This is a genomic window from Vibrio sp. J383, from assembly GCF_023503985.1.
Taxonomy (GTDB): Bacteria; Pseudomonadota; Gammaproteobacteria; order Enterobacterales; family Vibrionaceae; genus Vibrio; species Vibrio splendidus.
Genome location: NZ_CP097293.1, coordinates 1687066 through 1713516, shown reverse-complemented (window position 1 = coordinate 1713516; position 26451 = coordinate 1687066). Strand labels below are relative to the sequence as shown.

Annotated in this window: 22 protein-coding genes and 1 pseudogene; 7 read left to right on the top strand and 16 right to left on the bottom strand. The window is 44.3% G+C overall.

The annotated features are described in order from the left end of the window. Nucleotides 1-123 precede the first annotated feature (123 nt). On the top strand, nt 124-573 hold the full coding sequence (locus M4S28_RS07710; protein ID WP_004734748.1) for a tellurite resistance TerB family protein: 450 nt from the start codon (nt 124-126) through the stop codon (nt 571-573). A gap of 33 nt (nt 574-606) precedes the next feature. On the opposite strand, the gene M4S28_RS07705 is transcribed toward M4S28_RS07710, so the two are convergent. From M4S28_RS07705 to M4S28_RS07680, 6 genes are all read right to left on the bottom strand, one after another. Continuing rightward, on the bottom strand, nt 607-1044 hold the full coding sequence (locus M4S28_RS07705; protein WP_017077881.1) for a hypothetical protein: 438 nt from the start codon (nt 1042-1044) through the stop codon (nt 607-609). A 2-nt stretch (nt 1045-1046) separates the two neighbouring features. Further along, complete coding sequence (locus M4S28_RS07700; RefSeq protein WP_445329534.1) at nt 1047-1793, bottom strand: winged helix-turn-helix domain-containing protein; 747 nt, start codon at nt 1791-1793, stop codon at nt 1047-1049. A gap of 441 nt (nt 1794-2234) precedes the next feature. Beyond that, entirely contained in the window at nt 2235-2930 is a 696-nt protein-coding gene (locus tag M4S28_RS07695) for a hypothetical protein (protein ID WP_249632626.1), read from the bottom strand. Between the two features lie 16 nt (nt 2931-2946). Further along, on the bottom strand, nt 2947-3303 hold the full coding sequence (locus tag M4S28_RS07690; protein WP_004734744.1) for an antibiotic biosynthesis monooxygenase family protein: 357 nt from the start codon (nt 3301-3303) through the stop codon (nt 2947-2949). Nucleotides 3304-3643: 340 nt separating this feature from the next. Further along, nucleotides 3644-4174 carry a 3'-5' exonuclease gene (locus M4S28_RS07685; RefSeq protein ID WP_249632625.1) on the bottom strand — a complete coding sequence of 177 codons (531 nt, stop codon included), beginning with the start codon at nt 4172-4174 and terminating at the stop codon, nt 3644-3646. An 87-nt stretch (nt 4175-4261) separates the two neighbouring features. Continuing rightward, nucleotides 4262-5800: a sensor domain-containing diguanylate cyclase gene (locus tag M4S28_RS07680; RefSeq protein WP_249632624.1), complete on the bottom strand. Its 1539-nt coding sequence runs from the start codon at nt 5798-5800 to the stop codon at nt 4262-4264. Between the two features lie 350 nt (nt 5801-6150). Here M4S28_RS07680 and M4S28_RS07675 point away from each other — a divergent pair, with 350 nt between their 5' ends. From M4S28_RS07675 to M4S28_RS07665, 3 genes are all read left to right on the top strand, one after another. Next, entirely contained in the window at nt 6151-6783 is a 633-nt protein-coding gene (locus M4S28_RS07675) for a DUF2760 domain-containing protein (RefSeq protein ID WP_249632623.1), read from the top strand. Next, nucleotides 6783-8777 carry an Hsp70 family protein gene (locus M4S28_RS07670; RefSeq protein ID WP_249632622.1) on the top strand — a complete coding sequence of 665 codons (1995 nt, stop codon included), beginning with the start codon at nt 6783-6785 and terminating at the stop codon, nt 8775-8777. Before M4S28_RS07675 ends, M4S28_RS07670 begins: the two co-directional genes overlap by 1 nt. 138 nt (nt 8778-8915) lie before the next feature. After that, the gene (locus tag M4S28_RS07665; RefSeq protein WP_249632621.1) at nt 8916-11756 is read left to right on the top strand and encodes an Hsp70 family protein; all 2841 of its coding nucleotides are present in this window, start codon (nt 8916-8918) and stop codon (nt 11754-11756) included. Nucleotides 11757-11912: 156 nt separating this feature from the next. On the opposite strand, the gene M4S28_RS07660 is transcribed toward M4S28_RS07665, so the two are convergent. The 8 genes from M4S28_RS07660 to M4S28_RS07625 form a co-directional block, all read right to left on the bottom strand. Then, nucleotides 11913-12128: a hypothetical protein gene (locus M4S28_RS07660; RefSeq protein ID WP_054546551.1), complete on the bottom strand. Its 216-nt coding sequence runs from the start codon at nt 12126-12128 to the stop codon at nt 11913-11915. 268 nt (nt 12129-12396) lie between these two features. After that, a complete protein-coding gene (locus tag M4S28_RS07655) occupies nt 12397-12870 on the bottom strand; it encodes a DUF2947 domain-containing protein (RefSeq protein ID WP_004734736.1) in 474 nt (157 codons plus the stop codon). A gap of 140 nt (nt 12871-13010) precedes the next feature. Continuing rightward, a complete protein-coding gene (gene rimJ / locus M4S28_RS07650; protein ID WP_004734735.1) occupies nt 13011-13598 on the bottom strand; it encodes a ribosomal protein S5-alanine N-acetyltransferase in 588 nt (195 codons plus the stop codon). 18 nt (nt 13599-13616) lie between these two features. Beyond that, nucleotides 13617-15161 carry a transcriptional regulator TyrR gene (tyrR, locus tag M4S28_RS07645; RefSeq protein ID WP_108100109.1) on the bottom strand — a complete coding sequence of 515 codons (1545 nt, stop codon included), beginning with the start codon at nt 15159-15161 and terminating at the stop codon, nt 13617-13619. 204 nt (nt 15162-15365) lie between these two features. Further along, nucleotides 15366-16412, bottom strand: coding sequence for a YcjF family protein (locus tag M4S28_RS07640; protein ID WP_249632620.1), 1047 nt, complete (start codon nt 16410-16412; stop codon nt 15366-15368). Between the two features lie 14 nt (nt 16413-16426). Beyond that, nucleotides 16427-17800: a YcjX family GTP-binding protein gene (locus M4S28_RS07635; protein ID WP_249632619.1), complete on the bottom strand. Its 1374-nt coding sequence runs from the start codon at nt 17798-17800 to the stop codon at nt 16427-16429. Between the two features lie 221 nt (nt 17801-18021). After that, on the bottom strand, nt 18022-18207 hold the full coding sequence (locus M4S28_RS07630) for a hypothetical protein (RefSeq protein WP_004734731.1): 186 nt from the start codon (nt 18205-18207) through the stop codon (nt 18022-18024). A gap of 163 nt (nt 18208-18370) precedes the next feature. Beyond that, nucleotides 18371-19888 (bottom strand): fumarate hydratase, encoded by a 1518-nt coding sequence (locus M4S28_RS07625; RefSeq protein WP_249632618.1) that lies wholly within the window; start codon nt 19886-19888, stop codon nt 18371-18373. 254 nt (nt 19889-20142) lie between these two features. Between M4S28_RS07625 and pabB the strand changes: the two genes are divergently transcribed. Then, nucleotides 20143-21522 carry an aminodeoxychorismate synthase component I gene (gene pabB / locus M4S28_RS07620; protein ID WP_249632617.1) on the top strand — a complete coding sequence of 460 codons (1380 nt, stop codon included), beginning with the start codon at nt 20143-20145 and terminating at the stop codon, nt 21520-21522. Between the two features lie 196 nt (nt 21523-21718). Here pabB and M4S28_RS07615 read toward each other — a convergent pair whose 3' ends face one another. Both M4S28_RS07615 and M4S28_RS07610 read right to left on the bottom strand, forming a co-directional pair. Then, nucleotides 21719-23437 carry an ATP-binding protein gene (locus tag M4S28_RS07615; protein ID WP_249632616.1) on the bottom strand — a complete coding sequence of 573 codons (1719 nt, stop codon included), beginning with the start codon at nt 23435-23437 and terminating at the stop codon, nt 21719-21721. A gap of 1 nt (nt 23438) precedes the next feature. Then, nucleotides 23439-23983: pseudogene (locus tag M4S28_RS07610) on the bottom strand (heme NO-binding domain-containing protein). A 304-nt stretch (nt 23984-24287) separates the two neighbouring features. Between M4S28_RS07610 and M4S28_RS07605 the strand changes: the two are divergent. Next, nucleotides 24288-24887, top strand: a complete 600-nt coding sequence (locus M4S28_RS07605) for a CoA pyrophosphatase (RefSeq protein WP_208774077.1) — start codon at nt 24288-24290, stop codon at nt 24885-24887. Between the two features lie 309 nt (nt 24888-25196). Then, a complete protein-coding gene (locus tag M4S28_RS07600; RefSeq protein WP_017091019.1) occupies nt 25197-26450 on the top strand; it encodes an aromatic amino acid transport family protein in 1254 nt (417 codons plus the stop codon). The last annotated feature ends 1 nt before the right edge of the window (nt 26451 follow it).

Sequence of the window (26451 nt, the reverse complement as noted above, 5' to 3'; positions counted from 1 at the left end):
ATCCGTAATGTCAGTTTTTAGTAAAGACGCTTGCGATCACACTCTGTAGACCCAATAGTTGTAGTTATAGTTGATAACTATCAGCGTTACGGAACCCGATACAAATTTTAACTGGAGCTCGTTATGTTCAATTCTCTCACATCAATGTTTAAACAATTGATTGAAGGCCAGGACCTAAGCAAAAACCAAGGCACATCACCTAATGTCGCCATTGCGAGTTTATTGTGTGAAGTCGCGGGAGCCGACCATCAGATCAATGAATCAGAAAGAGTCGCTAAGCTACAGCTTCTGCAACGTTTGCTGGATTTAGACGAAGAACAAGCAAAGGTGCTGCTAGAGCAAGCAGAACCGAAAGTAGAGCAATCAGTATCGCTGTATGATTTTACATCGCAACTCAGAGACCTGTCTCAGCCAGTGCGAATCGACTTAATCAAAGCGATGTGGGAAGTGGCGCATGCTGACGGGGAAATTGACCCTATCGAAGACTCTGTGATCCGTAAAACAGCGGAACTGCTCTACGTTGACCACAGTGACTTTATCAAAACTAAGCTGAACGTCCTCGGAAAAAGCTAACCAAAGGCTCTCTACTAGCATTAAGCCTCTGTATTAGCGTAATCGATCGCCATGCATGATGCCTTTGAGCTCTAACGGCGTGCCCTTCTTAGTGACATAAAGGCCGCGCTGATTCGATACCAACACACTGCGCTTGCCTTGTGTTTGTTGAATGTATAAGTGCTTGATATTGAATGTCTGCTTATCTTGGGCCTGATCTTGGTCCAATTGATAAAGGTAGTAATGATTCCCCCAGCGCAAGAACACACCAAACATTTGCTTGGTTTGAGCGACATTCCCATCCATGTCATAGCCAATGTACTGCATTTTGACTCGACCATTTTCCAATCGAAGCGAGATTCTCTCCCACCCAACCATCGGGTATTCCGCAGAAAATCGATAGGTACTTTTGGTTGCGAGCCCAGAGATTAAGCCTACATTTAGAATCACAAACAGCGTCAATAAGATAGGCATCCAAAACTTACGATTCATACTTATTGCCCTCGCTCATTGTTATTGTCGCCTTCGCAAGAGACAGTTTTAAACTGATGGCTTATCTCTTTCCAATGTCCATTGATCAAGGCGACGGCTTGGATATTCTGACACCCAACGCCAATGCGATGCAGATAGAGCGAATCAACACCGAGCTCTGACACGGCATCCAGCTCTTTTATAACGGCTTCATCAAAATTCAAACTGTCGTGATAAACATCCATACCTCGGTAGGCACTCTTATCTATAAAAAAAGCAAACTGATAAAACAGCATGAGAAGAAGCGCGCTGACTACAATTCCGGCAATACGAGATTGGTGACGAGCGATAAAGTGCTTCGCCTTGAACTGACGTGATTGTGGATCCTGTTGCTTTGATTGCCCAGCTTGTTGGTTCATACCTGAAGGCTTAAACGGTGGCGGTGATGTTAACTCATCGACGATGGTGGTTTTCTCTGAAACGATGCCAGCTTTCTCTGAAACGATGGCGGCTTTCTCTGAAAACGCAGCTTCAACATGCGCTTCAGCGGTAGGTGTTGGCATCGATAAATAACTACCGACCTGTTTCAAACCATTGAAGCTGTACCCTTCCTTTTGAACCGTTAAGATTTTGCAATCACACTCAAACGAATTTAATGCCGTGCGAATGTTCTTAACCGCGACATTAAGTGAACTGCCCGTCACAACCCTGCCCGGCCAGCAATGCTCAAGTAAAAAGTCTCGACCAACGGCTTTTGGGCTGTTCTTCACTAGATGCTCAAGGATCAGACCTTCTGAAGGGGATAAGGTGACCCGCTTACCAGATTCCGAATCAATGAGTGTGTTATTAATCAACTCGATGCCCGAAGCGTCTAAGGTAATTTTTTCATGGCTATTGGCGTTCATTTCGGCGAGGTGTTCATAAATAAAAAGGTCATCAAAAAAGTGTTTGTTTGGTCGAACTAATAGCAAACCATACATAGAAAAGAGTAGTGATAAGTTTAGCCAATAATTAAGCTAAATATAAGCTCAGCGAGTAACAATATAGGCTCAGTGAGTAACAATATAAAATAACAACAAGGTGAGTCAGTCACGTAAACTCACTCACCTTTGAACATAGCCAAGGTTTAACTCTAAACTGGTCATGGCCCTATATTAAAACCTCGTCGTTACGCAATCTGAAAACGAGGTCACAATTCTGTTCTAGCGAAATTAGAGTTCCAGTTTGAATCCAAGTTCACTTACCATAACTTCAGCGAAGCCTAGCTTTACTGCATTCAACTGATTAGCAACTTCGCGCGCTTGCTCTTCGTTTTTAGCCAATATTGCCATTGAATAGACTGGCCTGATCATCGCTTTTTGGTTTGGCTTCTCTTCTGCTATTTCTTGATGTTTTAAGTAAGCAGACGTAATCACACCTTGAGCACTCCAATCGACAACCATTTGTAAATCTTTGCTAATAACCTCATCGACAATGAATTGATTCTCAGGCTCTTTCCAAGCAAGTTCTACTGCGTAGTTTGTGAAAGCGACGTCCGTGTTTAACCACTTATTACCGATGTCTCTGATTTCAGTCACCTCTACAAGCTCTTTAAATTGGAATGGTAAGTTACCAATCAAGTCTCTAACGTGCTGCTCACTGTCCGCTTCAATCACAAACTTAATCATCGGAAACTTCTTATCCCCAATAAAGCTTTGTGATACGAACATATCGTGTACCAAGCCCGCATCAATCAGGTTGGCAAATGCTTTTTTCTGATGAGGCATTGCTTCAAATACGGCTTGGGCGTCATCGGTTTTCCAAGCCACTGACACGCCGTATGCCGCTGCACGGGCATGGGTTGAAAAAAGAATGGCTGAAAATAGAAAGCTAAAAATAGCTAAAAAGGTTCCTAGAGTTGTTTTCATTGTGGTGGCTTCCTAATTAGTCGCGAATAATTTCATACAAGTTAGGGTCAGCAGAAACCCCTTCAATTTTTAAAGGTGGTAATTCTTTTCTCATCGCCTGTATCGCATCATGGAAATGCTTTTTGCTTTCCCACTCTGCAACATTAATAAAACGGTATGTCGCATCCGAGCTTAACGAGCGGTGCAATTTGGTAGAGATATATCCTGGTTGCTTCACCAATACGTCTCGCGCATCTTCCCAATACGTTAACGTAGCGGCTTCATGGGCTGGCTCGACTGAAAAAGTGTTTATCAATACAACGGGTTGTGCCGAAACCAACGCACTTACGCTTAGCGCCCCCAGTGCCAATCCATACTTAATAATGTTCTTCATCCTATTCTCCTTGTTTTGGGTGAGCTAACGCTACCACCTAGCCCTACCCAATCAAGGTCGAGACCTGAGATTTAATATTAATTAAAAAGCTAAATTTCAAACGAATATTATTCACTCGTAAAATAAGCGATGTAGCCATTCACTATTGATAAACCACTTGTTGAAATTAGGTTTCTTGGAATAGTCATTGCCCTCAAATAACAGGCACAAAAAAACCACCTAATAAGTAGGTGGCTCTTCATTTTAATAACTCACAAAATTCAGGCTAACTTTAAGTGTTTAACCTTTCAATATTTAACCTTTCAGTTTTTAACCACGCGCCTCTCTGAAATACAAACGATTACAACATCGTCAGCGCAAGCTTTGCCAAGTTATAAGCGTCAACATAACCGGAGTGCTGACGACCTTCCCACTCAATATTTTTCGCTTCTTGAGCAGCACGGTGACCAATACGTTTTTCTTTCAATCGATTCTGAACTCGATAAAGCGTGGCGATATTTAAGAACTCGCTGAACGGAGGTTCGATGCCTTTCTCAATACACTCTTTATGTAAGATAAGGTCGTCACGTCCCCACGCTGCATAGATTTTCTTTGGGCCACCGAAGTTCTTAATCATCGACTTGATAACAGACTCTAATGGGCGACCCTGTTTTTCGATTTTACGAGGTGTAATGCCCGTTAACTCGACGCAGAATAGAGAGACTTCGTCTTTTTCAGGCTTAACGTAATATTGCGCGCGCTTCACGATGGTTCCAGAGACAAGATCGATCTCAGCAAGACCAATTTCAATGATCTCCCCTGTTGTTCCTACACCGTCTTCGCTCCAACAGCACATTTCCAAATCGAAACACACCACTCGATTGTGATTCATACGTCGCCTAATTCTCTCGTCAAAAATTTTGTGAAATTGTACATGAGCCTAATAAAGAACTCGACCCCAGTTGCATCAAGTGCTCATTTAGCCTGCAATTGTGACTCGATTTCGGCCATTTGACTTACTTAGATACAACATGCTGTCGGTTTTTTGAAGAAGCTCTTCAATATCTTCATTAGTACGGATGGTAGCCCCGATGCTTAGAGTGCAACTCAATAGCTGACCATAATGCTCGCAATAAGACTCACTCACCGTATCTAAAATACATTCTAAATAGCGACTCAATGCGTCATGTTCAGTGATACTCGAAATGATACCGAACTCGTCCCCTCCCATACGAAATAGATTATCTCCAGACTTCAAGCTCACTGAGATAACCTTAATCACATGGATAAGTAACGCATCACCGGCTGGATGCCCAAATTTATCATTGATCTCTTTAAACTTATCAACATCAAACACGATTAAGCTAAACGGTTTGTCGCTTTGTACCGATTGACCGAGCATCTTATTAAAAGCTCGGCGATTATAAATTTCCGTTAAACTGTCATGATCGGCAAGAAAACGAAGTTCTTCTGTTCTTTCATCAATCATTCGATACAAGCGCTCTTTCTCTCGAATTTGCAGGTTCACAATATAAGCAAGCAGTAATGAAATAGTGGTACCAACGATGCCGATTCCCGCCAACACTAAGTAGCCATTAAATGAAATACAGGCATCTATCTTGAAGTCAATAATCCACTCACGGTTAGTCAGCGTGATTCTCTTGGTAATGTGTTGTCCAGTGACCTCTTCATAACCATTTGTTTCGAACATTATCGGGGCATCTTCAGCTTCAAAACCGTTATCGGTAACACGTACATAAACGTCCATATCACCGACAGTAGATGCCAGAAGTTTCTCAAAATAGTATGTAGTACGAACAACACCAATCACAACCCCTAACAAATTGTCAGTTTGACCATCAAACACAGGGTGGTAGACCAACATTCCGCTCTTGGGTGTGTCGCTATCTAAACCATCTTGCAATAGACGAACTTTGTCTGAAATATTCGCTTCACGTGTTTTTTTAATGTTCTCAATGATCAGATTAAACCGCTCACGAGAAGAGTAAAAACCCAAAACACCGTTGTTCACTGGATCATTCGGATAAATATCTGTCGCGATAAATACAGGCTCGCCATCCAAGATGTAACCATAAGTTTTTGGCCCATGTTTAGGGACCGTAAACACTCTATAGGATGGGTATTGAGCTTTCATTTTGATGGTGTGTTCGGCAATATCTTCTGCCGCGACTTTTTGCATCCATTGCAATCCGATCAGGCTTTTCGAACCATTAATCGTTTGCTCAGCAAAACGATCAAATCGAACACGACTATCTACATCATTAGAATAGAAAAAGTTCGCACCGGAACCGATATAAGCGACATCGTTATCAATAAACGCTTTTAAACTGAGCGTTTGATGCTGAGCAAAGCTGTCCAGATTCTCATTCAAAGACCGATTTTGATTCAATGCAACCAAAACAAAACACAACACCGTCATCAAAAATGTGGCAAAAAAGACAACTAACGGCAACGTTCGTTTCTTCAACCCTGTTATAGGGTCGGTAGTGTGGGGCATACAGCTTCCCATGTGATGTTATTTCGAGTCGAAAGTATACACTGCCGGAATGCTAGGCTCTATTTATCTTTGGCTCTGACAATGGGATAAAACTAACACTATTTACAACCCATGGACATTTACGGCTAACAAACCAACAAATCTCGATTAATTTTCAAGCTAACTCACCAAAAAGCCAGTTTATTGAAAACATTAAATAAAGCCCTTAAGCCTTGAATATGCTAGTATCCACCCATATTTATAGCTTGAAAGTGACCAATTCGGCCTTATGCCACTAAGTTTCTTTCCAACCTGTATATTCCTTTAAACCGACGAATATGCCGTTAAATCAATTTTAAAGAGAAATCACTATGATCGTTGATTTGAACCTAATCCCACAAACGTTTGATATGCTTCACGCAGGCCTAACTGCATCAAGCGTTTTACTACTGCTAATTGCCGTTTCTCGTAAAACCAAAGTGGTTGAGAAAGTCGTAGAAAGACCAGTAGAAAAGATCGTTGAAGTTGAAAAGCCAGTTGAGAAAATTGTCGAAGTAGAGAAAGTTGTTGAAGTTGAACGTGTAATCGAAAAAGTAGTAGAAGTTGAATCTAAGCTGGCAACAGCACCAACAGATTCTGCAATGCAACTATTGTCAATCATGCAGCAAGAAGCACGTTTAATCGACTTCCTAAAAGAAGACCTAACTTCATTCTCTGATGAAGAAGTTGGTGCCGCAGCACGTGTTATTCACACTGGCGGCCAAAAAGTATTAACAGACTACGTAACACTTGCACACATCCGTAATGAAGATGAAGAGACTCGTATTACTGTAGTTGAAGGCTTTAACCCTCAAGAAATCCGCCTAACAGGCAACGTAACAGGCAATGCTCCATTCAACGGCACACTGGTTCATAAAGGCTGGAAAGCAACTGACATGAACCTGCCTAAGCTTGCTCAAAACTACGACGCATCTGTTATTGCACCGGCAGAGGTGGAGCTATAATGGAACACCAAACTCAGCCATCATCGCACGAGTCATCTGCACAGACGCATTCACAAGAGCTATCTTCTCAAGAGCAACATCAGGCGCCTAAGTTCAGTGTTGGTATCGATTTAGGTACCACACACTGCGTTTTGTCTTTCATCGACACAACAAATGAAGACGCTCGCGTTGAGGTGATGCCAATCCCTCAATTGACGGCTCCAGGTACAGTAGAAACTCGCAGCCAACTTGGCTCGTTCCTATACCAACCGCACGAACATGAAATGAATGCGGGCTCTCGCGTTCTTCCTTGGTCTTCAGAACCAAAAGCGCTAGTCGGTGCGATTGCTCGTAACCTTGGTTCTAAAACCCCTATCCGTTTGGTAGCAAGTGCAAAATCTTGGTTATGCCACGGTGGTGTTAACCGTCGCGATGCATTCCTTCCTGCAGGCAGCCCTGAAGAAGTTGAAAAAGTATCTCCGCTTAAGACAACTGAGTTGTACCTTGAGCACCTTAAAGATGCTTGGAACCACGCTAACCCAGAACACAAACTGGCAGACCAAGATGTAACGATCACGGTTCCTGCTTCGTTTGATCCTGCAGCTCGTGACCTAACAGCAGAAGCTGCGCGTAATGTTGGCTTCACTCACCTGACGCTTCTTGAAGAGCCACAAGCTGCTCTTTACAGCTGGATTGATAACAGCAACGACACATGGCGTGATGAAGTGAACGTTGGTGACATCGTTCTTGTTGTCGATATCGGCGGTGGTACGACTGACCTTTCGTTGGTTGAAGTAACACAAGATGAAGGCAACTTAAGCCTGAACCGTATCGCTGTAGGTGAACATATCCTACTGGGCGGCGACAACATGGACTTAGCGCTAGCTTACCGTCTGAAGATGAAACTGGCTCAAGAAGGTAAAGAACTGGCTCCTTGGCAGGTTCAAGCAATGACTCACGCGTGTCGTGATGCGAAAGAAGCACTGCTTAACGATGCTGAGCTTCAATCTGTGCCAATCGTTGTTCCAAGCCGTGGTTCTAAACTACTGGGCGCAACACTGAAAACAGATCTGACTCAGCAAGAAGTACAACAAACATTGGTTGATGGCTTCTTCCCGAAAGTAGCGGTGACTGAGCACCCAGTACAAAAGACGCGTGGCGCATTGACTCAAATGGGTCTGCCTTACGCACAAGATGCAGGTATTACTCGTCATATTGCTGCATTCCTTTCTAAGCAAGCGAACGCGCTTTCTGGAAATAGCGAAGCTGCTCAACAAGATTTCAACCCGTTTGCAAACATGCCCGGCATGCCCGGTACAGAAGCGCAAGGGTCAGAAGCGCCAGCGGCAGACTTCATCAAACCAACAGCGGTACTGTTCAATGGTGGTGTTCTAAAATCGAACCTACTGTCAGAACGCCTTTCAGATACGATCAACGAATGGCTGATCAATGCTGACGCTGAGTTTGCTAAACAACTTTCAGGTTTAGACTTAGACCTAGCGGTTGCAAGTGGCGCTTCTTACTACGGCGCAGTACGTCGTGGCCAAGGCGTTCGTATCCGTGGTGGTATCGCATCTTCTTACTACGTTGGAATTGAAAGCGCGATGCCAGCTATCCCAGGTATGGCTCCTCCAATGGAAGCACTGTGTGTTGCACCATTTGGTATGGAAGAAGGTTCAAGCGTACAAGTGCCTAGCCAAGAGTTCGGTCTAGTGATTGGTCAGCCAGTTCACTTCCAATTCTTCGGTTCAACTACTCGTCGTGAAGACCAAGCGGGTACGCACCTTGATCACTGGGCCCCAGAAGATCTGGATGAGCTTCCTGAAATTCAAGTGACACTGCCTGTTTCTGAAGGTCGTCGCGAAGGTGAAGTGGTTCCCGTAACTTTGGCGTCTCGTGTTACTGAATTAGGCACGTTATACCTAGAAGCGATTGCGACTGACAATGGTCAGAAATGGCATGTTGAGTTCGATGTTCGTGAAGACTCGAATAACGACTCAAACGTAGAAGCATAATGAATCAACGGCACCTTAACGGGTGCCGTTACTTTATCAATGCGATTCCCTAGCCCTGTATTAAAAGCATTCCAAAGACAAAAATAAGACCAAGATTATCCATTAACTGGTCATCACTTTGGCAAAATAAGGTTTTGTATGGCATCTCCTCGTTTTTTAGTCGGCATTGACTTAGGCACAACGAATACTGTTGTCGCTTACTGTGAAATCAACGACGACCTACAACATGCTCCCGTTTCTCTTTTCGATATTGACCAACTCATCGGCCCCGGTGAAGTGGTTCGCAAGCCCCTACTTCCATCATTTCGTTATCATCCCGCACAAGGTCAGATCTCCCCTTCCGATCTCACCATGCCTTGGGAACCGAGCTTAGTTGAAGGCGATATTCAAAATGTCATCGTAGGCGAATGGGCACGAGAATTAGGTGCTAAGGTTGAAGGTCGCCAAGTATCGAGTGCTAAAAGCTGGTTATCTCACCAAGCGGTTGATCGTAACTCCGATATTCTGCCGTGGGCAGGCGCAACTGACGTCGATAAAGTATCGCCAGTTGTGGCTAGTGCAAGCTACCTGAACCACATTCGCCAAGCATGGAACTACCGCAACCCAAGCAATAAGCTGGAAGACCAAGATGTTGTAGTCACTGTTCCCGCTTCATTCGATGAGACAGCACGTAAGCTGACACTCGAAGCGGCAGCACTTGCTGGCTTAGGTAAGATTCTGTTACTCGAAGAGCCTCAAGCTGTGTGTTACGACTGGTATGCCCGTCATCAACAAACCGCAGCCTATGAGCTTCAACAGATCCCGCTGATTCTAGTGTGTGATGTCGGCGGTGGTACCACCGATTTAAGTTTGATCGAAGCAAGCTTCAACTCAAACAATGGCGATGACCAAGAACTCGCACTCGACCGTATCGGCGTTGGTGAACACTTAATGCTCGGTGGTGATAACCTAGATTTAGCCCTTGCCCACCTTGCAGAGCAACGCTTCAATCAAAACAAAAAGCTGAATGCCTCAAGCTTAACCAAGCTTATTCAGCAGACTCGCGCCGCAAAAGAGAGCCTGCTTTCTGCTAATGCACCCGACGATGTGAAGATCACCATGCTGGGCAGCGGTTCAAAGCTACTTGGCGGTACCAAGAGTATTGGTTTAACGAAACAAGAAGTTCATCAGATTGCACTAGAAGGTTTCTTCCCGCTTTCAGAGTTTACGGAAGTACCCGACAAACGCCGTAGCGCGGTTGTCGAGTTCGGCCTACCCTACGCTGCAGATCCTGCGGTAAGTAAGCACGTTGCCGAATTCCTAGCGACACATCAGCAAGTATCTAAAGCCGCATTGGAAAAGTCAGACTCTGTTGAGTTTGATGATACCAAACCTGCAATTCCTGTTGGTGTGCTACTCAATGGTGGTGTGTTCAACAGTGAACTGGTAACAGAGCGAATTACTCAGCTACTGGGCAACTGGAATGGTTCTCCAATCACAGTGCTTGATAACCCTCATCCAGATTGGTCTGTTGCCCTTGGCGCGGTTGCCTTTGGTAAAGCACGCCGCGGTGCACAGCTGAAAATCGGTGGCGGTGCCGCTCGTTCTTACTTCTTGCATCTGCAAGAGAAAAACAATATGGGTAAAGCGCTTTGTCTGCTTGCCAAAGGAACCGAAGAAGGCCAAGAGATACGCTTGAACAGCCGTCGTTTCTCGCTGACTTTAGGCGAACCGGTACGATTTAATCTTCTGACTTCAACACACGATCAAATTGCTCATGACACCGCTATTCAAAATGGTGTGATGGTCAATGTCGACGCTGACTTGTTCTCCCCTCTTCCGCCGTACATTTCTACACTGGAAGGTTCAGGTACTGCAGAGCTCCAAGCCAACCAAAAAGAACGCGTCGAAGTATTGCTCGCGTGTCAATTAACAGAAGTCGGCACACTGAAAATGGAGTGTGTGAGTACAGAAGATGACTCTAAACGTTGGTTGCTCGAATTTGAAGTAAGAAACAAGCAAGGTGATGAGTCTGATACCGCTAAACTTCACCCAAGACTGGATGAATGTAAGGAATTGATTTCTCGTCTGTACAGCGGCAACAAGAAGAGTGCTGAATCAAAAGAGATCAAAACACTATCGAAAGATCTTGAGAAGCGACTTGGTAAGCGTGATGAATGGGACTTCACGACCCTTCGCCATCTGTTTGATACCTTTTCATTAGGTCGTAAACGCCGTCGTCGTTCAGAAGCACACGAGAAGAACTGGCTGCGTTTGGCGGGTTACTCGCTGCGTCCAGGCTTTGGCGATCCGACTGACTCATGGCGTATCGAACAAATTTGGGGTCTTTACCAACAAAACATTCAGTTCCAGAACCACCAAGGTTGGACGGACTGGTGGGTATTCTGGCGTCGTGTTGCCGGTGGATTAAACCAAGAGCAGCAAGAGAGTATCTTGGCTGACATCGCTAAGTACCTTCACCCGGGGGCAATGAAAAACCCTAAGACAGCCAAAGATGCACAAGACAATGGCTATGAAGCCATGGTTCGTTTAGCGGCATCACTTGAGCAACTTGAAGTGGAAGACAAAGTGCTGCTGGCAAGCTGGTTCTTGAGCAAAGCGATTAACCATAACCAGTTCGAACAGGCTCACTGGTGGGCGCTAGGTCGATTAGCATCAAGAACGCCTTTGTATGGCAGCCAACACAGCGTAATTCCTAGAGAGCAAGCTGAACAGTGGTTACCAAAACTGCTTGAACAGAACTGGCAGAAAGAGCAGATGATCGCCTTCGCTGCTGTGATGATTTGTCGTAAAACCGGTGACCGTCAATTTGATATCTCTGACGACTATCGTAATCAAGTGATTGAGAAGCTTAAGCAAAGCAAGGTGCCTGATTCATGGCTAACGCTAGTGAGTGAAGTGACTGAGCTTTCTGAGAGCGAATCTAAGCGTGTGTTTGGTGATGCGTTACCAAGCGGGTTAAGCCTGATTAATAACTAGTTTTAGGGCTCATTAGATTGGAGCGCTAACTAGTAAAGAAAAAGCCACTTTCGATTCGTTGAAAGTGGCTTTTTTATTGGTGGCTTAAGGCTGGTATGTTTAGTCGACTTATCGCTTCTTGGTTAAGAGCCTTAGCCGTATTGCAGTTCATCATTGTTAATGTTTCGTTCCTGTTGGGTTGATAGGAAAATCCGTATTTTCATAAATATCAGATAACTTTTTCGGTTTCTTCTCTTTAGCTCCTTTGTTCGATTGATTATGAGTTTCGCTTAAAAGCCATTGCTCATGCATTTTTGCTGAATCCAAAAACTCTGGATCTTCCATTGCTTCCTTGCGAAGTTTATTTACACGTTCGAGAGTATCCCAAATCATAATACTTCACCTCCACTAAGGCAGTAATATAAAGATAGCTCAACCCCATAAAACTTCAACTATCCCAATGAGATAGCGATCTCAATTTCGAAATTTAACTGCTCTATGTAAGTAAAAATAGTCATCATACACTGGGCTGAAATAGTCGTTTCCTTCCGATGATCTTCGAAGATCATTAGGCATAAAAAAAGCGAGCTCAATGCTCGCCTTTTGTCTGTCTATCTGTTGATCGGATCGTCAACATTCGCTCGATTAAATCACACCGAACTTAAGCACGGTTACCAATTTTAACGGTACCATTTGTAGCAAACCAAAGTGCTTCTGAACGGCGGCGACCTAGTAGAATCGGGCCATCATCGTAGAACAAAAAGTTCTTCCAGTGTTTCTTGAAAACTGACCATTTGGTTTCTAAAACATTGTATTTTTCGTAACAAAAATAAACAGTTACGTCATCTTGCCAATCAATGAAGTTTAGAATTTCTTCTGGCATTTCAGGCTCATCCGCTTCCCAATTTGCCATCCAGCTGATCTCTTCATTCCAGTTCGATGCTTTGCTTGGCCAGTCTTGCGAGCTTAGTCTTTCCGCATCAGGGCTTTGAGGGCTCACGTTCTCTTTCCAGAACTGAGATGCTCTCGCCTGTGTCATTGGTTTAATCTTTTCCAAATCCTCTGCCGGCAGCGGCATTGACTGGTGAGTGAAAATCCATTTTCTTTGGTATTCGTCCAAAGTTGTGTATGACATCAAAATTCCTCAAATATCTTCTCAGGCTGATGGATCTACCATGCCTATATGTTCTTTTTGATACAGCGGCGATTAGAGATCGCTTGATATTCGCTGCCTTTAAATTCGTTACTTGCTCTTACGCCTAGATACTATTTAGTCTAGACATTGCGTTTGTCTTCCCAGTTAGGGTTAACTAGCGCGGTCAGTATATGGTCTTCCCATTTACCGTTAATCTGTAAGTAATCTTTGGCGAAGCCTTCTCGAACAAAGCCAAGATGTTCCAATACACTCGCACTGCGTTCATTGTGAGGCATGTAGCCCGCCATTAAGCGGTGCATGTTCTGCACATCAAACATGTAGTCTTTTGCCATGCTCAAGCCTCTGCGCATGTAACCGTGGCCCTGTGCACTTTGCGCCAATGAGTAACCGACATTACAGGCGTAGAACGGGAAACGAGACAAATTACTGAACGATATGGTGCCTAACATTTCATTAGAGTCAGCATTAATCAGTAAACAGTAATAGCCTAGTCCCATTTTATGAAGCTCGTTTAACTTGATCAGTCGCTGCGCCCAACTCGCTCTATCAAAGAACGCGTCTTCGCGAATCGGTTCCCAAGGTTTCAGGTACTCTCTGTTAGCCTGAAAGTACTCACTGATCATCGCTGCGTCGTCGATTTCAGCCGTTCTCAGAATCAGGTTACCGTCACGCTTATAAATGCGCTCCGGTGTACTCAAATCTTCCATAATCTTGTTCTTATTCGATCAGTTCTTTCTAATACCGTAATCACGAAGCTTATTCGCAATTGAGGTGTGAGATACATTCAAACGTTTTGCAAGCTTACGGCTTGATGGGAAAGACTGGTAGAGCTTTTCAAGGATCTGAGACTCATAGTCTTTCATGATCTCGTCAAGCGAGCCGTCTAAGCTCAAGTTCGCCATTCCAGCAGTCATGGTTTCAAGCTGTGGCAGGTGGAATTGCTCAACCGTTAACGTATCTGAATCCAACTCTGTTAGAGCACGTAGAACCATATTGTCTAACTGACGAATGTTGCCCGGCCATTGGTAGTTACCTAATTGGTCGATTAGTTCTTGAGTCAGCTTTGGTTTCAACATGCCTAATTGCTGTGCGTACTTTGCAACGAATAGCTCCAGTAATGGGGCAACATCGTTTGAACGTTCACGCAAAGCAGGAATCGATAAAGTCAGCACGTTCAAGCGGTAGAACAGATCTTCACGGAACGAGCCCGAGTCGGCTAATTCAGAAAGACGGTGGCGCGTTGATGCGATAATACGAACATCCGCGTGCATCTCTTCTTCTTCACCAACACGACGGAATGAACCATCTTGTAGGAAACGCAGCAGTTTGATTTGTAGATGCGGGCTCATCTCGCCAATTTCATCTAAAAATACGGTACCGCCATTCGCTTGTTCGAAAATGCCTTTATGACCTTGTTCATGGTTAAATGAACCCGGTGCATGACCAAACAATTCCGTCTCCGCTACGTCATCAGGCATCGATGCACAGCTTAGAATCAAGAATGGGAATGACGCTCGGTTCGAACGGTTATGACACGCTTTAGCCAGCATCTCTTTACCCGTGCCTGTATCCCCTTCAATAAGCAGAGGTTGATCCAGCATAGCCAGTTTCTTAGCTTGGCTGATCAAGGCTTTATGGCGATTAGAGACACCAACAAAGTGTTCAAAACCTAGGTTATTCTGTTCAGGGATTGCGTCTGGCGTGTTCATCTCTTGGTTGCAAGAACGAATTGTCATTACCGCGCTAGCCAGTACCGCTTCGTTGACATCACCACCAAGGTAAATCGGCAGGATCTCAATAGAGAAATCTAAACCATCTAACACCACAACTTCACGATGGCGCGTTACATCGCCTTCAATCCAACGAGAAAAGTTAAAGCTAGGAACGAACGTCGCTAGCGGCTCACCGATCACTTCGTCTTCTTGCTTGTTAAAGAGGTTCAATGCAGCGTGGTTTGCCATATCGATTGAGCCTTTAAGGTCAATCGCTATCACAGGGTCAGGTAGGTTTGCCAGCAGAGCAATCAACTCTGTGTTATGCCTTTCGCTTGGCATAAATTGGATTTTACGTACATCCTTCACACCTGAAATTCGGCGAATTTCAGCCATAAGTTCACTAAAAGCATCAAAATTGATATCAGGACAGTTTAAGTAAATAATGCCTTTAACATCAATTTCGATTCCTCTTAAATCAATGCTTTTTGAGGCCAAGATATCGAGCAACTCACGCGTTAAGCCGAGTCTGTCTTCACACAATACTTCAAGACGCACAAATAGTCCTATTATAGGTGTCAGGATAAGTTGACAGTAGTGTGGATTAAGCTCTGAGTTCAGTCAAGAAGAAGAGTAAACAGATGTTTACTCTTCACTCGCAAACGACTCAATGTCATACACTTTATTGCTAAGTAACTCGCTTTATTGGTTAGTAGCTCGCTTTGTTGGTCAGTAGATCGCTTTGTTGATAAGCAACTCACTCTATTTAAGCGTAATGCGCTTTATTTCAGAAAGGACGGCTTTACGAAGATCTGATATTTTTACTTTTCGCTCATTATGCCAAGGCATAGGACGCAGCAATGTCATGGCTTTTAAACCCAGTCTCGCAGTGAGAATACCGACACCGAGCCCCTGCCCTGCTCGAGCTGAAACCTTGCCTGCAAGATCCATCGAGACGAGGTCCATACTCGCGTCTATCGCGAGTTCACTGGCACCTGCCGCTGCCATGTTGATCAACACCAACTTGAACAACTTAATACGCGACCAGTAACCAAGCTCAATGCCATACACATCAGCAAGCTTGTCTATCATGGTGAAATTGCGCCACGCCACCAGCAACATATCGGCAGCCGCCAATGGGCTCACAGCAACCAAAGCGGCCGATTCGGTCGAGAACTTAGTGACAATTTGAGTCGCCACTTTATCTTGTTGGGCAACAACGAGTGCATCATACATATCCAAGACTTCAGCATCACTGTGTGCAGGGTTAATGCTGTTTCGCCATTTATCATAAGCGGGTGATTCAGCGACAATACCGCCCTGCTTCGCAATGTGTTCACAGAACGATTTGCCTTTACCGACACTTTGGCTCTGAAGTAGCTCTTCACTCTGCTCTTGAACGCTGAAATGATCTTTCAATGAGCGTAGCTTCCACAACTCTTTGCCTATTGCGCCCAAGCCTAATGAAGCGATTGCAGCGATAAAGCCAGCCCAGCCTAAAGCTAGCCAGTCAGCGGTTTGAATCGCGGTAATGACAGAGTCAATCGCCTGCCAGCCCACCAGACCAGAGAAAGCGACAAGTAAGCCCGTTCCAAACCACTTCTTCTTTTTACTCGGTCGAATCACTTGTTCCAGTTGCTGCTCAGCATCAAGATCTGTTTCTACTTGTGGTGCAACGGGTACAAACTTTTCTTGTTCCGTGAATAGCTTTTGAGCCCCCAAATCTGGGGTAACTTCATTCTTATCAGCCTCATCGAACGAGGTCTTCAACGGTTCATCAAAGACCTGTTTCGTTTTTAATTCACTCATTTTAATTGCCTCAATTACTTCAACTTGTCGCCAATGAGATATTCTAAAACCTTGTCGACTCTTAGATGTTGGCAAGGCTCATCGGAATGTTGCTCCATCGGCCTAAAGCTCGTGAAATCAAACTGGTTGGTTTCCCAATACTGTTTATTGGGCAACTTACGCGGCACCTCTCCCGGATACATGGTTTGAGGAGCATTATCTAAAGTCACACCTTGCAATGCAGGGACATTATCTGAACCTGACGATATATAACCCGCACTCGTCGCTTGAATAGACGCAATGCTCATGCAACTCATGTCGATATGTTCAAACGCCGCCTGTTGCCAAGCCGGATGCACCATCTGTTGTAACAGCGATACCAAGTTCGGGTGTTGATCCGGTGTCACGTGGTCAGCCTTGGTGGCCGCAAATAATATCTTGTCGATCTTCGGGGCAAACAAGCGTCTTAGCACATTGCTTCGACCATACTTAAAGCTTTTTAGTAGCTGCTCTAATGCGCCACGCATATCCATGAAAGAGTCATAGCCCGCATTGAGCGGCTGTAAGCAATCCACCAGCACGATTTGTCTGTCGAACGTCGCGAAGTGATTCTTGTAGAACGCCTTTACGACCTTTTGTTGATACTCTTCATAACGCGCTTTTAAAACCGCATAGTTACTTGTTTTAGAGAACTTGCCCTCAGGTGCGGTGCACGGGAAAAATTGCAGCACAGGCGCACCTTCAAGCTCACCCGGCAATACGAATCGACCCGGCTGCACCCAGTGCAACCCGTTATCCTTACAAGTGTGAAGGTACTGAGTATAGCTATCGGCAATGGCGACCAGTTTCTTTTCGTCTGCTTCGGCTAACAAGTCAACGTCACCACGCATGGCGTTCCACTGTTGCGAGTAGGTTTCTCTGTCGCCTTTTAGTGCTGAAAATTGAGACTGACTCCAAGTATCAAAATCCATATCCAGCAAAGGTAAATCAAGTAGCCACTCTCCCGGATAATCAACAATATCGAGATAAAGGGTGCTGTTCTTGCTCAGTAGCTTCTTTGCGCCTTTAGCCGGCTTATATTTGATTGCTAGACGAATCTCACTGACATCACGCGTTGGCACCGGCCATTCTGGTGGCTGTGCATTCAAAGATTCCATCGCTTCATCATAAGAGAAGCGTGGAATCATCATGTTTTGTTGCGGGATGCGCTTTGCGCCAATAATTCTGCCATCTCTCGCTGATGCAAGCAGTGGTAGATTTTTGTGGGTAGACGTATGAAGAAGCTGATTTACCAGCGAAGTAATGAATGCTGTCTTACCCGCACGAGAAAGCCCCGTAACCGCTACTCGAATGTGAGAATCCGTTCCTCTGCTTATAAAGTCACTCATTTCTTGAGTTAGGTGTTTCATTTGAACGACTCCGTGATAGTTAGGCTGGATTGCTGACTCACCAAGAGCGCAATCATTTGGAAAAATAGCCTACTTATTTATTCCAATCGGAATATCTTAAATACTGATGTTTTTGCTTATGGTGATAAGTATGCAATACACATTCTTAATGCTAGATGAATAAAAGCCCCTGACTACATTCATAATCAGGGGCTTTAGAATTTTTCTGCGATATCCGACGTTTAATCGTCTTCAATCAACTTGTAGATAACAAACAGTGCAATCTCTGCAATTAGCCAAAGCGCACAAGTAATTGTCACGTATTTATTATCAAAGATGCTGATCCCTTTCAAGATCAGGTCGTAACCAACAAAAGCACCAATCACCACTGCCAAGATAATCTGTAGGATCTGAATAAAACGAGGCATTCCTCTCTCCTATATTCTTATATCAAACTATGTGTTTATCACTATATCATTGATAATAAGACAAAAGTGCAAATAATGCTGCACTTTTGTCTTCAACTTTCTGTCAAGAATTGCAATTCAAACGCTGAAGCTAGCGCCTGTTACGAATTTTGACTTCGGTAAATTATGCTTTTTCAGCTTCAGCAATTTTCACTTTCCACGTATCAGGGCCGATTTGGTGCGCGTTCACGCCGTTAGAGTCAACCGCAACCGTTACCGGCATGTCTTCAACTTCAAACTCGTAAATCGCTTCCATACCGAGATCTTCAAACGCAACCACGCGTGCTTTTTTAATTGCTTTCGCGACTAAATAAGCTGCACCGCCAACCGCCATCAGGTAAACCGATTTATGTTGTTTGATTGACTCTACCGTTGCAGGGCCACGTTCTGCTTTACCAATCATGCCCATAATGCCTGTTTCTTCTAGCATCATGTCAGTGAACTTATCCATACGTGTAGAGGTTGTTGGGCCAGCAGGACCAACCGCTTCATCGCGTACCGCATCAACAGGGCCTACGTAATAAATGAACTTACCTTTCAGGTCGACGCCTTCTGGTAAACCTTCACCACTTTCAAGCATGCCTTGAATACGCTTATGAGCAGCATCACGACCGGTTAATATCTTGCCTGATAGAAGAACCGTTTCGCCAGTCTTCCACTCTTGAACGTCTTCTTTGGTAATTTCATCAAGGTTAACACGGCGTGTATTCGCGCCAGCTTCCCAAGTAATGTCTGGCCACTCTTCTAACTTAGGTGGTGTTAGCTCTGCAGGGCCGCTGCCGTCTAGCGTGAAGTGAACGTGACGCGTTGCTGCACAGTTCGGGATCAAGCAAACAGGCTTTGAAGCTGCATGCGTTGGTGCTGTTTTGATTTTTACGTCCACGACAGTGGTTAGACCGCCAAGACCTTGTGCACCAATACCAAGCTTGTTTACACGGTTGAAGATGTCTAAACGAAGCTCTTCTTCTGCGTTCTCTGGACCTTTGTCGATAAGGTCTTGAATATCGATGTGTTCCATCAGAGATTCTTTAGCGAGTACCGCGGCTTTCTCAGCCGTACCGCCAATACCTATACCTAGCATGCCCGGTGGACACCAACCAGCACCCATCTTCGGCAGCGTTTTCTCTACCCACTCTGCAATGTCATCAGAAGGGTTTAGCATGACCATCTTGGTTTTGTTCTCAGAACCACCGCCTTTAGCCGCGATTTGAATTTCAACTTTATTACCTGGAACCATATTAATGTGAACAACCGCTGGTGTGTTGTCTTTTGTATTAATACGCTTACCTGCAGGGTCCATTAGGACAGATGCACGCAATGGGTTATCTGGATTGTTGTAAGCTTGACGAACGCCTTCATCAACCATCTGCTGTACTGTTTGATCCGTTTCCCACCTAACATCCATACCGATGTTCACGAAACAAGTAACAATACCCGTATCCTGACAAATTGGACGATGACCTTCCGCAGACATGCGCGAGTTAATCAGAATCTGAGCGATCGCATCTTTTGCTGCTTGGCTCTCTTCTTTCTCATACGCTTTTTCTAGGGCTTGGACAAAATCTAAAGGGTGATAATAAGAAATGTACTGAAGTGCGTCAGCGACACTGCTGATCACATCTTGCTTACGAATAACCGTCATTGCATGCCTCTTTATTGTTCTGGTTCCATGTGGGGTCTTGGTTTGACTGTTTTTGTCTAACCGGGTTAGTTGGCTTAGCTTTTTATTATGTTGAGCTGTATTTAGTTGCTTTAGCAATCGCTTGCATAGCTTTAAACTAAACCATTTGGTTTGCACCGTTCTAATCAAGAACCCATTTTATTTTCAATTTATGATACTCTTGCTTCCTCTCACACGCCATGCAGTGATCGAACTCTTTGTCACAAATTAAACAAATGAATAACAACGAATTTCGCTCTATCCAAATCAAGCCGCTTGAATATCAATCAACTTTAGCTAAACAGCTGTTTTCTCATATTGAAAGTATGCCGTGGGCAATGCTATTACGCTCTGCTTCAGAAAGCCACGTTGATAGTCGATACGACATTTTAGTTGCTCAACCCATCGCCACCTTCGAAACTATCGGCGCAGAAACGACCGTTAATGTTAATGAAGAGTGCGAGGTTTCAACGTCTGATCCTTTCGAACTACTCGACCAATATCAACAGCAATTATTACCAACGACAACGGAACACAGCGAATTACCATTCGTCGGTGGTGCGTTGGGTTATTTCAGCTACGATTTAGGTCGACGTGTTGAGACATTACCTTCTCTAGCGCAGCGTGATATTGAAGCGCCAGACATGGCGGTTGGTTTGTATGAGTGGGCTGTGATCGTTGACCATCAATTAAAAACGGCGTGTATTGTCGGCAGCAATATCGATGAACATCATGATTGGCTGATGCAGCAAGTGGCTCGGTCAAACCGAACACATGCGCCCTTTGGATTAACCACACCGTGGAAATCCAACATGAGCGAACAGAACTACGCAACGAAATTCGATAGTGTTCAAGAGTACCTGTTATCCGGCGATTGCTATCAGATTAACTTGGCTCAGCGTTTCAATGCCCAATACCAAGGCAGTGAATGGCTAGCCTATGACAAATTGGAACAATACAACTCGGCGCCCTTTTCTGGCTTCATCCGTTTGGCTGACTGCGCAATCATCAGTGTTTCGCCTGAACGATTCTTAGAACTCAATAGTGGCACCATTGAAACAAAACCGATCAAAGGCACACGCCCTCGTTCTAAAGACCCTATGATTGATGATGCCAACGCACAAGACCTAGTCAACGCCGATAAAGATCAGGCAGAAAACTTGATGATCGTCGACCTGCTTCGTAATGATATTGGCCGAGTCGCAAAGCCAGGATCGGTTCATGTACCAAAGCTCTTCGATATTGAAAGCTTCCCTGCTGTGCACCACTTAGTGAGCACGATACGAGCGGACCTTGATGACCAATACTCTGCAACTGACCTTCTGAGAGCCTGTTTCCCTGGAGGCTCGATTACCGGCGCTCCAAAAGTTCGCGCGATGCAGATCATTGAAGAGTTAGAACCGCATCGACGTTCAGCGTACTGCGGCAGTATTGGCTACATCAGCCGAAATGGCAGAATGGACACCAGCATTACTATTCGTACGTTAGTGGCAGAGAACAATACGCTTTATGCATGGGCTGGCGGTGGTGTGGTATTCGATAGTGATTGTGCTTCTGAGTACCAAGAGACGTTGGATAAACTAAGTCGTATCCTACCTGTGCTTGAGGAATGTTAAGCATAACGTCATCAACTGACAGTTTCGCTGCTTAACGGCCAGCGAAAGCTCTATATAAGAAGAAGCCGAAATAAAAAAACCGAAGGATCGTAAGATCACTTCGGTTTTTTAGTCTCTGAGCCAGAGCATGTGAATGACCACTGTCTAACTAGCGAGGCTTAATTAACAAGCTCTAAGTTACTTTAGTTAACAAGCTCTAAGCTACTTTCGCAGACGCAACACCCCACTTCTTGAGCATTTCTTTAAGATCGTTGGCTGTGTAAGGCTTACTAAGAATGTCATCCATTCCGCACTGAATACAACGTTCTCGCTCTTCCAGTGTCGTTCCGGCGGTGAGTGCCACAATAGGTTTAACGTAACCCTTAGCTCTAAGTTTCTCTGTCGCTTCAAATCCGTCCATGACGGGCATTCTGCAATCCATGAAAACAATGTCGTATTCATTATCTGAAGCAAGCTCAAAAGCTTCTACACCATTGCTCGCGGTAGCAGGTTCAATCTCATATTTACGTAACATTTGTTGGATGATGATCTGGTTCATCTTAATATCATCAACCACCAGCACTTTAAGCAGTGACAATTCGACTTCAGATTCAAAGCCTCTAGCGACACTATCACTCTCTGCTGGTACATCGACAACCTGAAGAGGAATCGAGATGGTAAACGTAGTGCCTGAGCCAACAACACTGGTCACCCCAATCACGCCATTCATCAGAGCCACCAGCTTGCGACAAATCGCTAAGCCAAGCCCAGTGCCCTCATAATTTCGGCTACTTGAGTTATCAGCTTGTGTGAAAGGTTCAAACAGCGTCTTATGTGCAGATTCGGCAATGCCTACCCCAGTATCTTCCACTGAGAAGACAAACTGGTTTTTGTCCCACTCAATATCGACATTGACGTGCCCCTCTTCTGTAAATTTGATCGCATTACCGATTAAGTTTACAAACAGTTGCGTGATACGTTCTAAATCGCCTTGGAAATGAGAAGGTACGTTAGATGCGACACTGATATTAAATTCGATCTGCTTCTCAATCGCGCGATTGACGAAGATACTTTCAATCGTATTTCTCAAATCATGCAACGCAAATTTCTTGGGAATAAGATCCAACATCCCTGCATTGATTTTACTGAAATCAAGCAAGTCATTAATGATGGTTCTGAGAAACTCTCCAGATTGGCTCAGGTTATTCACTATTTCACGCTGAGAACTGCTGAGTTCGGTATCGCTGATCAATTCTGCACTACCTAGCAAACCATTGAGCGGAGTTCTTAGCTCATGGTTAATCATGGCCACAAAGTCGCGCGTTGCCCTCTCGGACTCTTCCGCTCGTTTACGTGATTCAACATTTCGATTGATAGCAAGCTGATGAGTTAATGCACTGCAGATAAGATCGGTCACTAACAACAGTTGGCTTTGAATGAATTCGTAGTCCTGGTCTAACAATCTGACCTTCACGATTAACGCGCCGACTATGACCTTTTCGACCTCTAATGGCACCGTTAGCAGGTTGCCTTGCCAATGAGGTTCTTGAATGTATTGCTCTATCACCTCGACGGCTTCGTCACCATAGTCGTAGGTGTGTAACTGCGGGATCAGCTTGGGAGGCAAAATCAAACGACTGGCTTCGATCAAGTAACTGTTGGTCACATTCATCGTCAATTGTGACAACATGACGTCATCGATATCATTTCTAAGGAACGCGCGCCCGAAATCAATCAACAGGTTGTCGATTTGTTCTTGGAATTCAATACGGCGTATATTCGCGTTAGAGCGCTTTTCTAACTGACGCAGAGCAAGTTCAAGCTGTTGGTTAGCTTCAAACAGTTCGAGGCTCTTTTGTTCCAACAACGCTTCAGCCGCTTTCCTTGCCGCGATTTGACGCTTAAGTTTCTTCTCTATGGCAGATGCCGGATCCATATCACTTTTCTACTTTGAGATTAAACCTAACCACGCTTTGGTCATCATTTTGCGGCGTCATTTCAACCGCGATAGATTCACCGTGGTATTCAGCACACCCTTCAATAAGCCCTAAGCAAACGTGAGACATGCACCTTGCGCTTTTATAGTCAAAAACAAGCTGTGCTTCAGTCGTGGTAATAAAGCTGAATTCAGGCGGCTCCGCATCCGGATAGAGCTTCTTCACTTCAACGTGAATATAGCGCTCTACGTGTTGGATAAATTGAAAGGTGGTCGTGCTATGAGCAAGGCTCGCTTTATTAGGCAATGAGGCCAATAAGTTCTTAAACACCGACTGCCCAAAAACACGCTGTAAACTGGCGGCATCACAATATCGGTTTTCTTACTCAAGTTGATAATCAACCTGACAAGGTCTTTGTGGTCATAGCTTCCGACCGACGTGTAGATCCCTTCGTCTTCTGACATCTCTAAAACTTCTTCCAAAAGCTCCAGCCCAAACTTGTCTTCAACAAGCTCTAAAAATTCGGTGAATATGATTCCTTTCATCTCATACCTTTTCTTCTATTTCTTTTTAGAATGGTCTACTAAGTTATTGTTATCAAATTCTTAAACAAAAAAACTACGTTTCATCACCTAATTTTATGACATGGGTAACGCTTACTCGGAAATGTACAAATATTGAATATAGCAAAACCCCTCGTTTGAGGAGATGAGTAACTGCCCCTCCCCTTTATTATGCTTAGTTAATGACTGAACTAAGGGTAAGTAAATGAAGACACACTCAAAATTGGTATTCAGCCCACGGTTATGTCTATACTTAAAATCATAATAATCAATATATTGGCTTGATATGAATAAAGAAAACTTCCTTCAACAATTCCAGCTTAACCCTACGGTTGGCTATCATCCTGAATCTGTAGAGCGTGTTTCACATATCAGTGACGATCAATTGCGCAAAGCGGCAGTGGTGGTCGGTTTAGTGGAACGAGAAGATGGTTTACATGTCATTTTTACTAAAAGAGCCGCTCATTTAAAGCATCATCCAGGTCAAGTCAGCTTTCCTGGAGGAAAACACGAACTTTCCGACCCTTCTATGCAATTTACTGCACTTAGAGAACTCCACGAAGAGGTGGGAATTCGATCGGATCAAGTTAAAATTGTTGGCCAATTACCTGCATTGAGTACTATTAGTAAATTTTCTGTGACACCGATTGTTGCAATGGTCGATCCTGACTATGAAGCCATCATCGATGAGAACGAAGTGGCCTCGATTTTTGAGGTGCCTGCCACCTATGTTTTAGACCAAGCCAAGTTACACAGCCACACTGTTAACGTTAAACAAATCAAGCATCGTGTTTTTGCGATGCCCTTCGAAGAGCACCTAATTTGGGGCGTTACAGCACAAATCATCCAATCTCTGCAGCGACATGTAGTGCAACAAATTACATAGCAACTACGTTTTGTTTAATCTCTGTTAACAAAATCCAGCCTTTCTATAGAACAGATTTATTAATGCAATTTTACGCAAACGTTTTCCTGGTATAAATCTGACCACCCCCGCCATTCGCATAATAAAAACTAATGCCTAGCATGAGCATAAATCACCTGTAGCACGCCAATTTCGTGATCAAAAATCCGTTTTTCGCATATCATGTGACACGCCGTTTCATTACATGATTTAGATCTATTTTTTACAGAAGAAAATTCTGCAGAATTAGCCCCAACTTATTTCCTGTTCCCAAAAAATGAGTAATTTAACATGAACACAACAACTTCTTCGGCAAATGCCGTTAAAGATTCAAGCAAGTTTAACTATAAAGATTTTACCTGGTGTTTATCACTATTCGGTACAGCAGTTGGTGCTGGCGTACTATTCCTTCCAATCAAAGCTGGTGCGGGTGGTTTTTGGCCATTAGTTATCCTAGCTCTAATCGCGGCACCAATGACTTGGTTCGCACACAAATCTCTAGCTCGTTTCGTACTGTCTGCTAAAAACCCTGAAGCTGATATTACAGACACAGTTGAAGAGCACTTCGGTAAGACTGGCGCAAACATTATTACTTTTGCTTACTTTTTCGCTATCTACCCAATCGTTCTTATCTACGGTGTTGGTATCACGAACACGGTTGATTCTTTCCTAGTAAACCAAATGGGTATGGAATCTATTCCACGTCCTCTTCTTTCTGGTGCACTGATCCTTGCTATGACAGCAGGTGTTGTATTCGGTAAAGAACTGATGCTTAAAGCAACGTCAGCAATGGTTTACCCACTAGTATTCGTCCTACTAGCGCTGTCTTTCTTCCTAGTTCCTGAATGGAACACTTCAATGATGGAAACAAGCCCAGAATGGTCTTCAATGCCTTCTATTATCTGGCTTGCGATTCCAATCATCGTGTTCTCTTTCAACCACAGCCCAATCATTTCACAGTTCTCTAAAGAGCAACGTCGTGTATACGGTGAAGACGCAGTTAAGAAAACTGACGCGATCACTGGCGGCGCAGCAATGATGCTGATGGGTTTTGTAATGTTCTTCGTATTCTCTGTAGTGCTTTCTCTATCTCCAGAGCAACTAGCTACAGCGCAAGCGCAAAACATCTCGGTACTTTCTTACCTAGCTAACGTTCACGAGTCTCCACTTATCTCTTACATGGGTCCTCTAGTAGCGTTCGCAGCGATTACTTCTAGCTACTTCGGTCACTTCCTAGGTGCTCATGAAGGTCTTGTTGGTCTAATCAAGTCTCGCTCTGGTTCTTCAATCAGCACGATTGAGAAAGCATCTCTAGCGTTCATCGTTGTTACAACTTGGATTGTTGCGGTAGTTAACCCAAGCATCCTAGGTATGATTGAAACAATGGGTGCTCCAATGATTGCAGCTATCCTGTTCCTAATGCCTGTATTCGCGATGCAGAAAGTACCAGCAATGGCTAAGTACAAAACATCAGCACCTGTGCAAATCTTTACAGCTTTATGTGGTCTAGCGGCTATTAGTTCTGTAATCTACGGCGCTCTTTAAT

Coding starts and splice junctions, on each gene's coding strand:
- M4S28_RS07710 (WP_004734748.1), top strand. CDS start 124: ATGTTCAATTCTCTCACATCAATGTTTAAACAATTGATTGAAGGCCAG.
- M4S28_RS07705 (WP_017077881.1), bottom strand. CDS start 1,044: ATGAATCGTAAGTTTTGGATGCCTATCTTATTGACGCTGTTTGTGATT.
- M4S28_RS07695 (WP_249632626.1), bottom strand. CDS start 2,930: ATGAAAACAACTCTAGGAACCTTTTTAGCTATTTTTAGCTTTCTATTT.
- M4S28_RS07690 (WP_004734744.1), bottom strand. CDS start 3,303: ATGAAGAACATTATTAAGTATGGATTGGCACTGGGGGCGCTAAGCGTA.
- M4S28_RS07685 (WP_249632625.1), bottom strand. CDS start 4,174: ATGAATCACAATCGAGTGGTGTGTTTCGATTTGGAAATGTGCTGTTGG.
- M4S28_RS07680 (WP_249632624.1), bottom strand. CDS start 5,800: ATGCCCCACACTACCGACCCTATAACAGGGTTGAAGAAACGAACGTTG.
- M4S28_RS07675 (WP_249632623.1), top strand. CDS start 6,151: ATGATCGTTGATTTGAACCTAATCCCACAAACGTTTGATATGCTTCAC.
- M4S28_RS07670 (WP_249632622.1), top strand. CDS start 6,783: ATGGAACACCAAACTCAGCCATCATCGCACGAGTCATCTGCACAGACG.
- M4S28_RS07665 (WP_249632621.1), top strand. CDS start 8,916: ATGGCATCTCCTCGTTTTTTAGTCGGCATTGACTTAGGCACAACGAAT.
- M4S28_RS07660 (WP_054546551.1), bottom strand. CDS start 12,128: ATGATTTGGGATACTCTCGAACGTGTAAATAAACTTCGCAAGGAAGCA.
- M4S28_RS07655 (WP_004734736.1), bottom strand. CDS start 12,870: ATGTCATACACAACTTTGGACGAATACCAAAGAAAATGGATTTTCACT.
- rimJ (WP_004734735.1), bottom strand. CDS start 13,598: ATGGAAGATTTGAGTACACCGGAGCGCATTTATAAGCGTGACGGTAAC.
- M4S28_RS07640 (WP_249632620.1), bottom strand. CDS start 16,412: ATGAGTGAATTAAAAACGAAACAGGTCTTTGATGAACCGTTGAAGACC.
- M4S28_RS07635 (WP_249632619.1), bottom strand. CDS start 17,800: ATGAAACACCTAACTCAAGAAATGAGTGACTTTATAAGCAGAGGAACG.
- M4S28_RS07630 (WP_004734731.1), bottom strand. CDS start 18,207: ATGCCTCGTTTTATTCAGATCCTACAGATTATCTTGGCAGTGGTGATT.
- M4S28_RS07625 (WP_249632618.1), bottom strand. CDS start 19,888: ATGACGGTTATTCGTAAGCAAGATGTGATCAGCAGTGTCGCTGACGCA.
- pabB (WP_249632617.1), top strand. CDS start 20,143: ATGAATAACAACGAATTTCGCTCTATCCAAATCAAGCCGCTTGAATAT.
- M4S28_RS07615 (WP_249632616.1), bottom strand. CDS start 23,437: ATGGATCCGGCATCTGCCATAGAGAAGAAACTTAAGCGTCAAATCGCG.
- M4S28_RS07605 (WP_208774077.1), top strand. CDS start 24,288: ATGAATAAAGAAAACTTCCTTCAACAATTCCAGCTTAACCCTACGGTT.
- M4S28_RS07600 (WP_017091019.1), top strand. CDS start 25,197: ATGAACACAACAACTTCTTCGGCAAATGCCGTTAAAGATTCAAGCAAG.